The sequence below is a fragment of the Kineosporia mesophila genome (genome assembly GCF_021129235.1).
In the GTDB taxonomy this organism is placed as follows: Bacteria; Actinomycetota; Actinomycetes; order Actinomycetales; family Kineosporiaceae; genus Kineosporia; species Kineosporia mesophila.
Window position 1 is genome coordinate 125,376 of sequence record NZ_JAJOMA010000011.1, and the last position, 13,157, is coordinate 138,532.

At 67.2% G+C, this 13,157-nt stretch carries 16 protein-coding genes and 1 other RNA gene; 14 read left to right on the forward strand and 3 right to left on the reverse strand.

Going from position 1 to position 13,157, the window contains the following annotated elements:
• Position 1 precedes the first annotated feature (1 nt).
• The 7 genes from LR393_RS17110 (at position 2) to LR393_RS17140 (ending at position 4,988) form a co-directional block, all read left to right on the forward strand.
• Positions 2-1,231 carry a CpaF family protein gene (locus LR393_RS17110; protein WP_345718546.1) on the forward strand — a complete coding sequence of 410 codons (1,230 nt, stop codon included), beginning with the start codon at positions 2-4 and terminating at the stop codon, positions 1,229-1,231.
• 4 nt (positions 1,232-1,235) lie between these two features.
• A complete protein-coding gene (locus LR393_RS17115; protein ID WP_231484939.1) occupies positions 1,236-2,099 on the forward strand; it encodes a type II secretion system F family protein in 864 nt (287 codons plus the stop codon).
• Complete coding sequence (locus tag LR393_RS17120) at positions 2,099-3,025, forward strand: type II secretion system F family protein (protein WP_231484940.1); 927 nt, start codon at positions 2,099-2,101, stop codon at positions 3,023-3,025. Before LR393_RS17115 ends, LR393_RS17120 begins: the two co-directional genes overlap by 1 nt.
• A 30-nt stretch (positions 3,026-3,055) precedes the next feature.
• Positions 3,056-3,316: a hypothetical protein gene (locus LR393_RS17125; RefSeq protein WP_231484941.1), complete on the forward strand. Its 261-nt coding sequence runs from the start codon at positions 3,056-3,058 to the stop codon at positions 3,314-3,316.
• The gene (locus tag LR393_RS17130; RefSeq protein WP_331282957.1) at positions 3,317-3,709 is read left to right on the forward strand and encodes a TadE/TadG family type IV pilus assembly protein; all 393 of its coding nucleotides are present in this window, start codon (positions 3,317-3,319) and stop codon (positions 3,707-3,709) included. It abuts the gene before it with no gap.
• A gap of 17 nt (positions 3,710-3,726) precedes the next feature.
• Positions 3,727-4,194 carry a pilus assembly protein gene (locus tag LR393_RS17135; RefSeq protein WP_231484943.1) on the forward strand — a complete coding sequence of 156 codons (468 nt, stop codon included), beginning with the start codon at positions 3,727-3,729 and terminating at the stop codon, positions 4,192-4,194.
• A gap of 368 nt (positions 4,195-4,562) precedes the next feature.
• On the forward strand, positions 4,563-4,988 hold the full coding sequence (locus tag LR393_RS17140; RefSeq protein ID WP_231484944.1) for a pilus assembly protein TadG-related protein: 426 nt from the start codon (positions 4,563-4,565) through the stop codon (positions 4,986-4,988).
• A gap of 231 nt (positions 4,989-5,219) precedes the next feature.
• Here the strand turns inward: LR393_RS17140 and LR393_RS17145 are convergent, their stop codons facing one another.
• Positions 5,220-5,525, reverse strand: a complete 306-nt coding sequence (locus LR393_RS17145) for a hypothetical protein (protein ID WP_231484945.1) — start codon at positions 5,523-5,525, stop codon at positions 5,220-5,222.
• Between the two features lie 227 nt (positions 5,526-5,752).
• Between LR393_RS17145 and LR393_RS17150 the strand changes: the two genes are divergently transcribed.
• The 7 genes from LR393_RS17150 (at position 5,753) to ssrA (ending at position 11,815) form a co-directional block, all read left to right on the forward strand.
• Complete coding sequence (locus tag LR393_RS17150; RefSeq protein ID WP_231484946.1) at positions 5,753-5,995, forward strand: helix-turn-helix domain-containing protein; 243 nt, start codon at positions 5,753-5,755, stop codon at positions 5,993-5,995.
• Between the two features lie 434 nt (positions 5,996-6,429).
• Entirely contained in the window at positions 6,430-7,539 is a 1,110-nt protein-coding gene (prfB, locus tag LR393_RS17155) for a peptide chain release factor 2 (protein ID WP_231484947.1), read from the forward strand.
• Positions 7,540-7,744: 205 nt separating this feature from the next.
• Entirely contained in the window at positions 7,745-8,434 is a 690-nt protein-coding gene (gene ftsE / locus LR393_RS17160) for a cell division ATP-binding protein FtsE (protein ID WP_231484948.1), read from the forward strand.
• A 17-nt stretch (positions 8,435-8,451) separates the two neighbouring features.
• Positions 8,452-9,366, forward strand: coding sequence for a permease-like cell division protein FtsX (gene ftsX, locus LR393_RS17165; RefSeq protein ID WP_231484949.1), 915 nt, complete (start codon positions 8,452-8,454; stop codon positions 9,364-9,366).
• Positions 9,367-9,437: 71 nt separating this feature from the next.
• Positions 9,438-10,736 carry a M23 family metallopeptidase gene (locus LR393_RS17170; protein ID WP_231484950.1) on the forward strand — a complete coding sequence of 433 codons (1,299 nt, stop codon included), beginning with the start codon at positions 9,438-9,440 and terminating at the stop codon, positions 10,734-10,736.
• Between the two features lie 94 nt (positions 10,737-10,830).
• Positions 10,831-11,301, forward strand: coding sequence for an SsrA-binding protein SmpB (gene smpB, locus LR393_RS17175; protein WP_231484951.1), 471 nt, complete (start codon positions 10,831-10,833; stop codon positions 11,299-11,301).
• 145 nt (positions 11,302-11,446) lie between these two features.
• Positions 11,447-11,815, forward strand: a transfer-messenger RNA (tmRNA) gene (ssrA, locus tag LR393_RS17180).
• Between the two features lie 70 nt (positions 11,816-11,885).
• Here ssrA and LR393_RS17185 read toward each other — a convergent pair.
• Positions 11,886-12,251 carry a hypothetical protein gene (locus tag LR393_RS17185; RefSeq protein ID WP_231484952.1) on the reverse strand — a complete coding sequence of 122 codons (366 nt, stop codon included), beginning with the start codon at positions 12,249-12,251 and terminating at the stop codon, positions 11,886-11,888.
• Positions 12,252-12,260: 9 nt separating this feature from the next.
• On the reverse strand, positions 12,261-13,052 hold the full coding sequence (locus tag LR393_RS17190) for a hypothetical protein (protein ID WP_231484953.1): 792 nt from the start codon (positions 13,050-13,052) through the stop codon (positions 12,261-12,263).
• Positions 13,053-13,157 lie beyond the last annotated feature (105 nt).

Sequence of the window (13,157 nt, forward strand, 5' to 3'; positions counted from 1 at the left end):
GGTGGATGCTGTCTCGATCGTTTCCGACGGTGTACGGGAACGAATACGCCGGGAAGGTATTGACCCCGGCCGCGATTCGGCCGGACTGCGGCGCCTCGTCGAGTCCGAGGTGGCCGCGTACGACGAACGCTCACTTCTGCGGTCGCTGCCGCCGCTCGCGGACATCGAGCACGCCGTCAAGCGGGTGATCGACGAGGTGTCCGGATTCGGCGCGCTGCAGGCGTATCTCGACGATCCGTCGATCGAGGAGATCTGGATCAATGATCCGGGCCGGGTATTCATTGCACGTTCTGGCGTCAGCGAACTCACCACAACAATTTTCACGGCCCAGGAAGTGCGTGATCTGGTCGAGCGGATGCTGAAGCACTCGGGGCGCCGGGTCGATCTGGCCAGTCCCTTTGTGGACGCGATGCTCCCCGACGGTTCCCGGCTCCACGTCGTCATCCCGGACATCACCCGGCACTCCTACGCCGTGAACATCCGAAAGTTCACGGTGGTCTCGTCCCGACTCGATGATCTCGTCACACTGGGAACTCTCACCCCACAGGCCGCTCAGTTCCTGGCTGCCTCTGTGGTTGCCGGGCTCAACATTCTGGTGTCCGGGGGAACTCAGGCCGGCAAGACCACGATGCTCAACTGCCTGCTGGGCTCGGTACCGGCCCGCGAGCGGGTCATCACCTGCGAAGAGGTTTTCGAGCTGAGGGTGCCCCTCCGGGACACCGTTCCGATGCAGTGTCGCCAGGCCAGTCTGGAGGGAACCGGTGAGATCCCCTTGCGCAGGCTGGTGAAGGAAGCTCTGCGGATGCGCCCGAACCGGCTCGTGATCGGTGAGGTACGCCAGGCCGAGAGTCTGGATCTGCTCCTCGCGCTCAACAGCGGACTCCCCGGAATGGCGACTGTTCATGCCAATTCCGCCCGGGAGGCGGTGATCAAGATGTGCACGCTACCCCTCCTGGCGGGTGAGAACGTCAGCGGCCGCTTCATCGTCCCGACCGTGGCCAGCTCGATCGACCTCGTGGTGCAGGTGCGTCTGGATGGTGACGGGCGTCGCCGGGTGACCGAGATCGTCGGTGTACCGGGCCGGGTCGAGGGAGACGTGATCGAGACGACCGAGATTTTCGGGCGGCGCGGTGACCGGCTGGTGAGGAGCGACGGATTCCCGCCGCACCCGGACCGGTACGAACGCGCGGGGATCGACGTCGCGGCGGTGCTGAGGGGTGGCTGGAGGTGACGGCGTGGGTGCAGTGATCGGACTGACCGCGGGCGTGGGCCTGTTCCTGGTCTGGTGGGCGTGCTGGGAACCGGCGCCTCGTCCGACGGATCTGAACAGCCGGTCCCCGGTGGGTCGCTTGAGAGCCCTGCTCGACGAAGCAGATCTCCCATCCGTGTCTCCCACCGCGTTCCTGGCCGTGTGCGCCGGCACCGGCGTGGGAGTCGGCCTGGCGGTCTTCGCCTTCACCGGGGTTCTCCCGGTCACCGGATGCTTCGCCGCCATCGCCGGCTGGGCGCCCTACGCCGCCGCTCGTGGTCGCGCGCGGCGACGGCGTCAACGGTTTCGTGAACTCTGGCCCGACGTCGTCGACAACCTGGCCTCGGGAGTCCGCGCCGGTCTCTCCCTTCCGGAGGCGCTGGGTGCCCTCGGCGAGCGAGGACCGGAACCGCTACGTCCACCGTTCCGGGCCTTCGCCCGTGACTATCGGCTCACCGGCAGCTTCGGGGACTCACTGGAGGTCCTCAAGTCCCGGCTGGCCGATCCCGTCGGCGACCGGCTCTGCGAGGCGCTGCGGATCACCCGTGAGGTCGGCGGCTCCGATCTCGGGCGCCTCCTCCGCAATCTCTCCATGTTTCTGCGCGACGATGCGAGAGTTCGGTCGGAACTGGAGGCCCGGCAGAGCTGGACGGTTTCCGCCGCTCGGCTCGCGGTATCGGCGCCCTGGCTGGTGCTGGCCCTCCTCACCTCGAAACCCGAGTCCGTACAGGCCTATGAGAGTTCCACCGGCACCGCCGTCCTGGCGGTCGGCGCCGGCGCCTCCGTGTTCGCCTACCGTCTGATGACAGTGATCGGCCGGCTTCCGCAAGAGCAGCGGGTGTTGCGCTGATGTCGGCAGTGGGTGCTCTGCTCGGAGCCCTGACCGGAATCGGCGGGTGGCTCGTGGTCCTGGGCGCGCCGTGGAACCGGCGCCCCACGCTGGACGAACGTCTGGCACCGTACCTGCGTGGTGCCCGGCTCGTCATGGACGAGTCCCAGCTCCGGCAGCCGGGCGCGGGATCGGTTGTCCGGGAGTTACTTCAACCGTTCATGCGCCGGGCCGCACGGGGAGCGGCCCGGGTCAGTGGGGGGAACGCCTCGGTGGAGAGACGGCTTCGTCAAGTGGGTACGGGCATCTCGATCGAGCAGTTCAGGGCCCAGCAGGTGATGGCCGGAGCGCTGGGGACTGGAGCGGGAGCCGGTGTGGCCGCAGCGATCGCTGTCCGGAGCGGTCTGAGCGTGGTCTCGCTCGTGGGCCTGGTCCTGATCGGGACGCTGCTCGGGGTGCTGGGCCGTGACCAGGCGCTGGACTGGCAGGTCCGGCGGCGCGAGCGTCACATCCTGGCGGAGTTCCCGGCGGTGGCAGAGATTCTCGCCCTGGCTGTCGGCGCCGGGGAGGGACCTCTCGGCGCTCTCGATCGGGTGGCCCGCACCTGCAGCGGTGAGTTGCCGACCGAGATCGGCCGCACCCTGGCGGAAGCCCGGACCGGTCGATCTCTGACCGATGCTCTCAATGATCTCTCGGCTCGCAGTGCGATCCCGAGCCTTGCCCGGTTCGTCGACGGGATCGTGGTCGCGATCGAACGAGGCACTCCACTGGCGGACGTCCTGCGAGCTCAGGCCCAGGACGTTCGGGAAGTGACCAGGCGCCGGCTGATGGAGTCCAGCGGGCGCCGGGAGATTGGTGCCATGGTGCCCGTGGTCTTCCTGATCCTTCCGGTCACAGTACTTTTCGCGCTGTATCCCGGCCTGGCGGTACTTGAGCTCACGGTCTAGCTACAGATCCGACGAAGAACGGGGACACACATGCTTTTCACGGCGATGCCGTCCAGCACGGTGAAGCGGCGGGGTTCGGTCGGTCGTGCTCTGGCGCAGCACCTCGCTGCGTCCGTGGCGACCCGGATGCAGCTGGTGCGTGGTCGCGACGGTGATCGAGGTGACGTTCCGGGCTGGGTGCTGGTCACCCTCATGACAGCGGGTCTGGTGGTCGCTCTCTGGGGCGCGGCCGGCCCGCGACTGGTCCAGGTCTTCAACGACGCCGTTGACAACGTCGTCGGCGGTCCCTGAGTGGGGCGGTCCGGGTTTCGGCACGATAAAGGCTCCGCGGTAGTTGATTTCGTCATGGTCGGATCGTTGCTGGTGTTCCTGTTCCTGGCCCTCGTCCAGCTCGCCCTGACCGTGTACGTACGGAACGCTCTCATCGACTGCGCGGCTCAGGGGGCGAGATTCGGTGCCTTGTCCGACCGGGACCCCGCGGCCGGGGCCGACCGCGCCCGCAGCCTCATCGGGGAGGAGCTCTCGCCAGGGTATGCGCGGCGGGTCTCTGCCCGTCGTGTCGATCTGGACGGGACGGTGATCGTCGAGGTGCGGGTGATCGCGCCGCTGCCCGTCGCCGGGCTGATCGGCGTTGGGCGGAGCGTGGACGTCACCGGTCATGCTCTTGCCGAGGCCGGACCGTGACGGGGAGGTAGCCATCCATGGTCAGAGGGAAAGACCGCATCTGTGCTTCCCGTGAAGGGGGATCAGCGGCGATTGAATTCGTGGCCCTCGGGCTTCTTCTGATGCTTCCCGTCGCATATCTGGTGCTCATTCTCGGACGGGTGCAGGCAGCCTCGTTCGCTGCGGACGGTGCGGCAAGGGAAGCAGTCCGGGCCTTCATTACTGCGGCGAATGATACGGAGGGTCAGGAACGGGCAGCTACCTCGGCCGAGTTGGCCCTCAAGGATCAGGGATTCGCTGCGAGCGATGGAACGCTTCACATCGGCTGCAGTAGGTCGTCCTGCCTGGTGCCGGGCGAACGAGTGACGGCCCAGGTGGAGGTCACGGCTAGTTTTCCCTGGCTTCCGGTGGGATTGGCGGACGCCCTCCGTGCCCAGGTGGTGGTGAGCGCCAGCCAGGTCGAGACGGTGGACGAGTTCAGGGAGTTCGGTCGGCAAGGCAACTGACAGGAGGTTCGGGGGAGAGACCGACAAAGCAGCCTCGTGGATTGGGAACGGGTTCGGGGGTGAGGTTGGTGAGGGTGGGAACTGGGCTAGCTGAAGACCACGAGGTGCGGGAACTCGTCCTGGGGCGGGGAATTTCCCGAAGCGGGGATTCAGGCTGGGTGAAGGATTGCCAGGGGTAGAACTCGGCTGGGGTGAAGGTTTGGAAGTGGAGTTTGTTCAAAGACAAAGGTCTTGGTCGCGGTGGGTTTCTTACCGCGGATGGAATCGCCGGCGCCGGGGAGGATTCAGGTTGCTGCATAGGGTCTCGTGGGGAGTGGGTGCCAGGTCGGCACAGCGGATTCGTCGGCGCCGGCGATTCTGGTCAGATCATGCCGCTGGTAGCAGGTTTCATTGCGGTGGCCCTGCTTCTGATCCTGGTCGCCACCGACATTACCGCCCTGCATCTGCAACGCCAGGAACTCCATGCTCTGACCGATGCCGCAGCACTGGACGCGGCGGATGCTCTCGATGAGGAGTCGTTCTACCGGCGGGGGATGGGGGAGTATCCCGTGCCGCTCTCCGACGGGACCGTGCACGCCAGCGTTCGCAGCTACCTGGGCGAGAAACCGGAGACCGCCGCTGACCTGGACGTGGCAATCGGCAGTCCGACCGGCGCATGGGAGGAAACCACGGCACAGGTCACGCTCACCGGTCGCGCCCGCATACCTTTAGTGGGGCTTGTGGTGCATCGATGGGCGAACGGCGTACCACTGCAAGCCACGAGCCGAGCCTCGGCCCGCGAGCCCGAGCCGTAGTCGCCCGCCGATCCACGCCCAGAGCCGGGGCCGCACCGAGCGAGCCGGGACCGAACTGGGGCGGGGCCGCCCGAGCGAGCCGGGACGGAACTGGGGCGGGGCCACCTGAGCGAGCCGGGACCGAACTGGGGCGTGACCGCGCTGGGGGAGCCGGGACCGCGCGGGGGGAGCCGGGGCCCCACCGAGGTGCGACGACAACGTCGGCCAGTTGGCGCGTCCCCCATTGGAAACTCAGGCCACGTGCGCCTCAACGGGAGGAGCCGTCTGCGACACCGCTGACGACCGCACCAACCCCAGGGGTCCCACGACCACATACATGATCGCTCGGCTCAGGGTCGAGAAGGTCACCTCCAGCACCCCGGGAAGCCGCACCACGCAGTCGCGCGCCAACTCGTGCTGGGCCAGTACCTCTTCGAGGAACACGACAACCCCGAACGGCCGACCGGGCTCCCGGGGAACGGAAGTGGCCAGATGGACCACGACCCCACAGCTTCGGAGATGGGCCTGGATGTGACGGGCGGTTTCGCCGGCCTGCATGCAACTCCTTATAAGCGATGAGCGCGAGCAGTCAGCGCACAAAGCTGCGGATGGTGTGGTCCCGACCCGCCAGGACGGAGGGAGGTCAACCGGCGGGCCGGAACCAGTCTGAGGACGTTCGTCAATTTCCGAACTGATTTGGTGATTCACCGTATCGTTTGGGGAAACGCCAAATCAAGCCGCTTTCTGCTACTCCCTCACCTGGCGGGCCACTTACGGTCGGGCGCGTGGCGGACCTGGGGCGGATCGTGGCGCGGAACATCCGCGGCGAGAGGTCGCGCCTGGGGCTGACCCAGGAGGAATTCGGTGCGCTGGTCGGCTGGTCTCTCAGCCAGGCGCACGACGCCGAGAAGGGCAACCGGCGAATCCTGGTCCAGGAGATCCCGATGATCTGCCGCGCCCTCCAGGTCACCTTCGCCGATCTGTGCCGCGGCGCCGAACCGAACGATCTCGACTCGCTCGGGCTGTAGCCGTTCCCCGGGTTACCGAAGCGCCCAGAGCTACTGAAGTTCCCGGAATGCCTCGAGATGCGGGATCCGGCGGACAGGGGCACGCTTTTCGCGTGAACCGGGGAGTGTGAGAGCAACTCGGGGATCGGGGAATGGGAGCCCCTGTGGGAGTTGGAGTCCAGCCGCGCGTCCGGATTCGTTCAGGACGCGCGGCCGGGAGCCCGCATCGACGCCGTGTCCGCGTAGTCGCAGCGAGAGCACCGACATGTGTGCCGCGCGAACTGTGGAGCGTCATTCGTCACTGCAAATCGGCCACAACTTGATCAAAGGCTTATTTATGTGACCCCTGCAACAGCGGTGCAGCGCGGCTCCCATGGACGCACGGGCCTGCCCATGGGCGCTGATCGACATGCCGACTCTGTGTTTGCGCCCGACACCGCGTAACCTCGATCAACGTGGCCACCGACTTCCCCAGCGAGATCCGCGCACTGCGCAGCACCCTGGAGTCCATCCTCAAGGTGAGTGACCTGGACCAGCTCCGCTCCGAGATTGCCGAGCTCTCCGAGCAGGCCGTGGCCCCCGACCTGTGGGACAGCCCGGACAAGGCCCAGGTCGTCACGTCGAAGCTCTCCCACCTGCAGTCCGAGCTCGAGCGCCTGGAAAAGATGTCGGCCCGCGTGGACGACCTCGAGGTGCTGGTCGAGCTGGCCCAGGGCGAGGACGACGCGGACACCCTGGCCGAGGCGGAGACCGAGCTGGCCGCGACCCGCACGGCGCTGGGCGAGCTCGAGGTTCGCACGCTGCTGTCGGGTGAGTACGACGCCCGCGAGGCCGTGGTCACGATCCGCTCCGAGGCCGGCGGCGTCGACGCGGCCGACTTCGCCGAGATGCTTCTGCGGATGTACCTGCGCTGGGCCGAACGGCACTCCTACAAGACCGAGGTGTACGACACCTCCTACGCCGAAGAGGCCGGGCTCAAGTCGGCGACGTTCCGCGTGGACGCGCCCTACGCCTACGGCACGCTCTCGGTCGAGCAGGGCACGCACCGGCTGGTGCGGATCAGCCCGTTCGACAACCAGGGTCGCCGTCAGACGTCCTTCGCCGGTGTCGAGGTGCTGCCGGTGGTGGCCGAGACCGACCACATCGAGATCCCGGAGAACGACATCCGCGTCGATGTCTACCGTTCCTCCGGTCCGGGTGGGCAGTCGGTCAACACCACCGACTCCGCGGTCCGTCTCACGCACCTCCCCACCGGCATCGTGGTGACCTGCCAGAACGAGAAGTCGCAGCTCCAGAACAAGGTGTCGGCGATGCGGGTGCTCCAGGCGAAGCTGCTGGAGAAGGCCCGCCAGGACCGTCAGGCCGAGCTGGACGGGCTGAAGGGTGACGGCGGCTCGAGCTGGGGCAACCAGATGCGGTCCTACGTGCTGCACCCCTACCAGATGGTGAAGGACCTCCGCACGGAGTACGAGTCGGGTAACCCCTCGGCCGTGTTCGACGGCGCCATCGACGAGTTCCTGGAGTCGGGCATCCGCTGGCGCAAGTCGCAGGAGCAGCCGGCGTAAGCCAATGACCTCCGGACGGCGAAGGGGTAATCACCTCTTCGCCGTCCGTAGTTTTTGGCGCCTCTAGGGCCACAGGACCTGCACAGGTTCACATTTACAACGCACCGGGGCCCGATGAGTCCCCCTCTGCACTCGTGAAGCCCCCTAGACTTCGGACCGGCCGCGAGCACGTTCCCAGTCCCCGACGGCGGCCGAGGTCTCAGCCGTGATCCGATTCGACGACGTCACCAAGGTCTACCCCGGCAGCAAGCACCCCGCGCTCAACTCGGTCAGCATCGAGGTGGGCAAGGGCGAGTTCCTCTTCCTCGTGGGAGCTTCCGGCTCGGGTAAGTCCACGTTCCTGCGCCTTGCGCTGCGTGAGGAGAAGGCCACCAAGGGTGTGGTCCGGGTCTCCGGCAAGGACGTGGCGAAGCTGTCCAGCTGGAAGGTGCCGCACCTGCGCCGCACCATCGGCGCGGTCTTCCAGGACTTCCGCCTGCTGCCGAACAAGACGGTCTTCGAGAACGTCGCGTTCGCCCTGCAGGTCATCGGCAAGCCGCGGCATGCCATCGCGCACACCGTTCCCGAGGTGCTCGAGCTGGTCGGCCTGGCGGGCAAGGAACAGCGGTTCCCGCACGAGCTCTCCGGCGGTGAGCAGCAGCGTGTGGCGATCGCCCGGGCGTTCGTGAACCGGCCGGCGATCCTGCTGGCCGACGAGCCGACCGGAAACCTCGATCCGAACACCAGCGTCGGCATCATGCGTCTGCTGGACCGGATCAACAAGACCGGTACCACGATCGTGATGGCCACCCACGACCACGAGATCGTGAACCAGATGCGCAAGCGCGTCATCGAACTTGAGAACGGCAACATGCTGCGCGACGAGGTCAGCGGCGTCTACGGATACTCCCGGTAGAAAGCAACTGAAAAAACATGCGTTTCCAGTTCATTCTCGATGAGATCGTCATCGGCCTGCGCCGCAACCTGGCCATGGCCATCTCGGTCGTCCTCGTCACCGTCGTCTCCCTCTTCCTCGTCGGGCTCGGTTTCCTCGCCCAGCGCCAGGTCGACACCATGAAGGACTACTGGTACGACCGGGTCCAGGTGACGATCTTCCTGTGTGGTGACGTCTCGATCGCGGCCAGTTGTGCCGACGGCAAGGCCACCGACGCGCAGAAGGAGCAGATCGAGGCGAACCTCAAGTCGCCGCAGCTCCAGGGCTACGTCAAGGAGGTCTTCTTCGAGTCGAAGGAGCAGGCCTTCGAGCACTTCAAGGAGCAGAGCAAGGACAGCGCGCTCTCCGAGAACGTGACGGCCAGCCAGATGCCGGAGTCCTACCGGATCGACCTGAAGAACCCCGAGCAGTACAAGGTGGTCGCGGACTACTTCAAGAACACCCAGGGGGTGGAATCGGTCCAGAGCCAGAATCAGGTGCTGGACCGGCTGTTCGCGCTGCTGAATCAGCTCAAGCTGGGTTCCTGGCTGCTCGCCGTGATCACCCTGCTGTGTTCGGTGCTGCTGGTCGCGACCACGATCCGGCTGACGGCCTTCACCCGCCGTCGCGAGACCGGCATCATGCGCCTGGTCGGGGCCTCGAACTTCTTCATCCAGCTCCCGTTCATCCTGGAGAGCATGATCGCCGCGGCGGTCGGCGCGACCCTGGCTTCGGTGGCACTGGTGGCCGTGACCAAGTTCCAGATCCAGGGCCGTCTGGCCAAGCAGCTGACCTTCACGAACTACGTGGATGTGGGTGACGCCCTGACGGTGGTGCCGTGGCTGTTCATCATCGGTCTGGGGATTGCTGGCGTGTCGGCCTTCCTGGCACTGCAGAGATACCTCAAGGTGTAGTCACCCCTGTACCGTGTGTGACCAATGTTGCCACCCGCTCATGGGGGTGATCAGCGACAGGAGGCACGCGGATGAAGCGGTGGACCACCGGCGCACCCGGTAGGACGGGCCGTCCTACCCGGTTCTTCGCGGCCCTGATGGTGGCCGGGTCGGCTCTCGCGGTCGGCGTCACGAACGTGGCGCAGACCGCGACCCCGGCGGCGGCGGACGACGTCAAGGACAAGCAGGCGAAGCTCGCCGGCGAGATCAAGCAGTTGCGCGACGATCTCGAGGGAACTTCGGACGATCTGGTCGAGGCCGCAGTCCGGTTGCGGACCGCGGAGTCCCGGCTCGCGGACGCCAGTTCCCGCCTGAAGGCCGCCGAGACGGCCCTGCAAAGGGCGAACCGGCGCGACCGGCAGCTGGCCGACGAGCTGGAGCTCGCCGTGGCCGCGGTCGGCAAGGCGCAGCGGGCCCTCGCGTCGCGGGCCGAGCAGGAGCAGGAGACCCGGGACCGGCTGGGCCGGATCGTCCGCGAGGCCTACGTCAGCTCCGGTCTGACCGGGCTGTCGATCGCCCTGGACGCCCAGACCCCCGAGCAGTTCACCGACCGGCTCGGTCTGGCCGGGAACGTGCTGCGGGCGCAGGGTGACGCCATCGACCGGCTCGCCGTGGAGCAGGCCGAGACTCGGGCCCGCAAGGCGAAACTCGACGCCGGCCGCCAGCAGGTGGCCGACCTCAAGGAACAGTCCGCACAGGTCGTGGTGCAGCGCGAGGCCGCGACCACGCAGGCCCGGTCGGCCACGCGGGAGATCGGGAAACTCGTCGACGAGCGCGGCGCGGCGGTCCGGGTCATCTCCGCGAGGAAGGCCTCCGAGCAGAAGCGGGTCGACGCGGCCGAGGCCGAGCAGGAGAAGCTCGCCCGGATCCTGCGGGAGCGGGCCGCGGCCGCCCGGGCCCGGACCTCCGACAATGCGGAGCCGGAATCAGCGCCGGGCGGGTCGACCCTGTCCTACCCGGTCAGCGCCCCGATCACCTCGAGCTACGGATGGCGCTACCACCCGATCCTGAATTACCGGAAGCTGCACACCGGCACCGACTTCGGTGCTCCCTGCGGTACCCCGGTGAAGGCGGCGGCCTCCGGGTCGATCGTGCGGGCGGGCTGGGCGGGCGGGTACGGCAACCAGATCGTGGTCGACCACGGACGGCTCCGGGGGTCGGGCGTGGCCACGTCGTACAACCACCTCAGCCGCATCATCGTCCACTCCGGTCAGGTCAGCCGCGGCCAGCTGATCGGATACTCCGGCACCACGGGTCTGTCGACCGGCTGCCACCTTCACTTCGAGGTGTGGGTGAACGGCGGCACCACCGACCCGATGGGCTGGCTCTGACGCTGACCGCGTAACCGCCGCTAATGAAGTGGGCAGTCACGACGTCACCTCATAGACTTACTCTTCGGCATTCGGCGGAAGAGGTGAGGTAGGCGTGCCCAGGGAAACTGGCAAGAAGGTGGTTGCGTCCAACCGCAAGGCACGGCACGACTATCACATCGACGACACGTACGAGGCGGGCATCGTGCTCACCGGTACGGAGGTCAAGGCCCTGCGGCAGGGGCGCGCCTCGCTGGTCGACGGCTTCGCCCAGATCGACCGCGGTGAGGCCTGGCTGGAGCACGTGCACATCCCGGAGTACTTCCAGGGCACGTGGAACAATCACGCCCCGCGCCGGCGCCGCAAGCTGCTGCTGCACCGGGCCGAGATCGACAAGCTGGCGGGCAGTACCCGCGAGGGTGGTTACACGCTGGTGCCGCTGCAGCTCTACTTCAAGGACGGCAAGGCCAAGGTGGAGATCGCCCTGGCCCGCGGTAAGAAGCACTGGGACAAGCGGCAGACCCTGCGGGAGCGTCAGGACAAGCGCGAGTCCGACCGGGCCATGTCGCTGCGCACCAACCGCTGACCGGTTGATTGAAGAGGCGGGAACACGACCCGAGGCTGTAGGGTTGTACAGCTCGGTGGGGCCGAACCTGGCCACACCGCTTGATAACTGAACACGGCAAGGCTGGGAAGTTCCAGATCTTGTCGAACCAGATCCACTCCCCCTCGGGGGTGACTGGTTTCGACGTTGGTCGTCTTACCAGGAGAAGCGGGCCGAGTACGCGATGTGATCTCGTAAATCCTCGTCGCAAAACAATAGTTGCCGATACACAGCGCAACGACTTCGCCCTCGCTGCCTAAGCGAGTGTGAGTCCGTCAGTTCGGGAATGCCTTCGTCCCGGGTCCTGGCGTCGACTAGAAGGCCACTGCCCAAGGGACCGGTTACGGGGCCTGCGGGAACACTAACCGTGACTGAGCCCGGCTCAGCGACCTGTCTGTGGGATCGCTGGGGCTGAGAAATGCCGTAGCAGACTGCGCCCGGAGAAGCCCTGGTTCTGCGCTGACGGACGGGGGTTCGATTCCCCCCACCTCCACAGCTGTGCAGTTCCACCCCGGTTGCCCGGAACCCTCAGGTTCCGGGCAACCGGCGTTTTGGCGCACCGGCCTTCAGTGCGGGAACGCCCGGGGAACGCGCGGGGTCACCTCGTTCCGGAAGTCCCGGATGCGGGTGGCCACCTGACGCATCAGAACCGTGCCGTCGATCCGTTCCCGGTACAGGCAGCGGGCGGCCAGCGCGTCGAGGCCGACGGTGAAGTAGATCGCCATCAGCGGGTTGACGAACAGGGTGCTGCCGCTGGTGCGGTCGGTGAACCGCACATCGCCGAACCGCACATCGCCGAACCCGCCGCGGGTGGCCGCGGCGATCTGGCCGTCGAAGCCCCCACCGGCCCCGCGAGCAGCACGTTCGGGGCCCCGTCCAGCGCGGGCGAACAGCGGCGGGACATCCAGGGCGAAGGACCGTGAGTCGATCATGGAACCAGGTTAGGACCGGCTGCGGAGTCCCCGTCGTCGGCGCCGCAGCAGCTCCCGGCCGCAGCCGGCCGCCCCGAGCCCGCTGAAGAGGGCGAAGAGCAGCGTGGAGACATCGTCCAGGGCGAGGCCCACCAGCACGGCGCACAGGACGAGCAGGGTCAGGAGGGTGGTCCAGAGCAGTACCGGGGTGGCCCGGGCCATCACGGAGTTCACCCGCACCGACACCGGCCCGCTCACGGCCGCACGCTCACGCCAGCGCCGGGGCACGCGCATCCGCTGCACGAACGCGTGCGACGGAGGTGCGGCACCGACCAGGAACACGGTGCCCACCGCGAGGGCGGAGACGTGCTTCTCGGTCGCACCGATCACCAGGCCCATCAGCCCGATCGCCCCGGCGGCCAGGGCCAGCACGATCAGCACCGGCCCGGGGCTCGCCGACAGGCCCGGCAGGCGGTACACCTCCGGCTGCGGTTCGTCGTCGGCCATCATCGGCACCAGCACGTCGGTCGGCACCCGTTCCGTGATGGACCGCAGGGCCCGATCGCCGTGATGCCAGTCCGCGGCCCGTACGAGCAGGCTGGCACCGTCGCCCAGCACCAGTTCGGCCCGGTCCGGCCAGACCATGACCGCCTCGCAGTCCGACCAGACGAAGTTCTGCCGCATCCCCAGACCCATCTCCAGCGTCAGGCCGGACGAGTCGACCAGCAGGCGCAGGTCACGGGGACGGTGTGCCTCCGGCGCGAACACCACAGGACCAGGCCCGACCTGGGGCTGCGACTCGCTCTCGTTCCGGTGGGGCACGTCCAGAACCTCGGTGCGCCGCTGGCACTACTTAAACGGTGGGTAGGAAGTGACTCTCGTTCGGCGACGAAAGCACCGTCCATCCGTCAGTTTGGTGACGATTAC

Coding starts and splice junctions, on each gene's coding strand:
- LR393_RS17120 (WP_231484940.1), top strand. CDS start 2,099: ATGTCGGCAGTGGGTGCTCTGCTCGGAGCCCTGACCGGAATCGGCGGG.
- LR393_RS17125 (WP_231484941.1), top strand. CDS start 3,056: ATGCTTTTCACGGCGATGCCGTCCAGCACGGTGAAGCGGCGGGGTTCG.
- LR393_RS17135 (WP_231484943.1), top strand. CDS start 3,727: ATGGTCAGAGGGAAAGACCGCATCTGTGCTTCCCGTGAAGGGGGATCA.
- LR393_RS17140 (WP_231484944.1), top strand. CDS start 4,563: ATGCCGCTGGTAGCAGGTTTCATTGCGGTGGCCCTGCTTCTGATCCTG.
- LR393_RS17145 (WP_231484945.1), bottom strand. CDS start 5,525: ATGCAGGCCGGCGAAACCGCCCGTCACATCCAGGCCCATCTCCGAAGC.
- ftsX (WP_231484949.1), top strand. CDS start 8,452: ATGCGTTTCCAGTTCATTCTCGATGAGATCGTCATCGGCCTGCGCCGC.
- LR393_RS17170 (WP_231484950.1), top strand. CDS start 9,438: ATGAAGCGGTGGACCACCGGCGCACCCGGTAGGACGGGCCGTCCTACC.
- LR393_RS17185 (WP_231484952.1), bottom strand. CDS start 12,251: ATGATCGACTCACGGTCCTTCGCCCTGGATGTCCCGCCGCTGTTCGCC.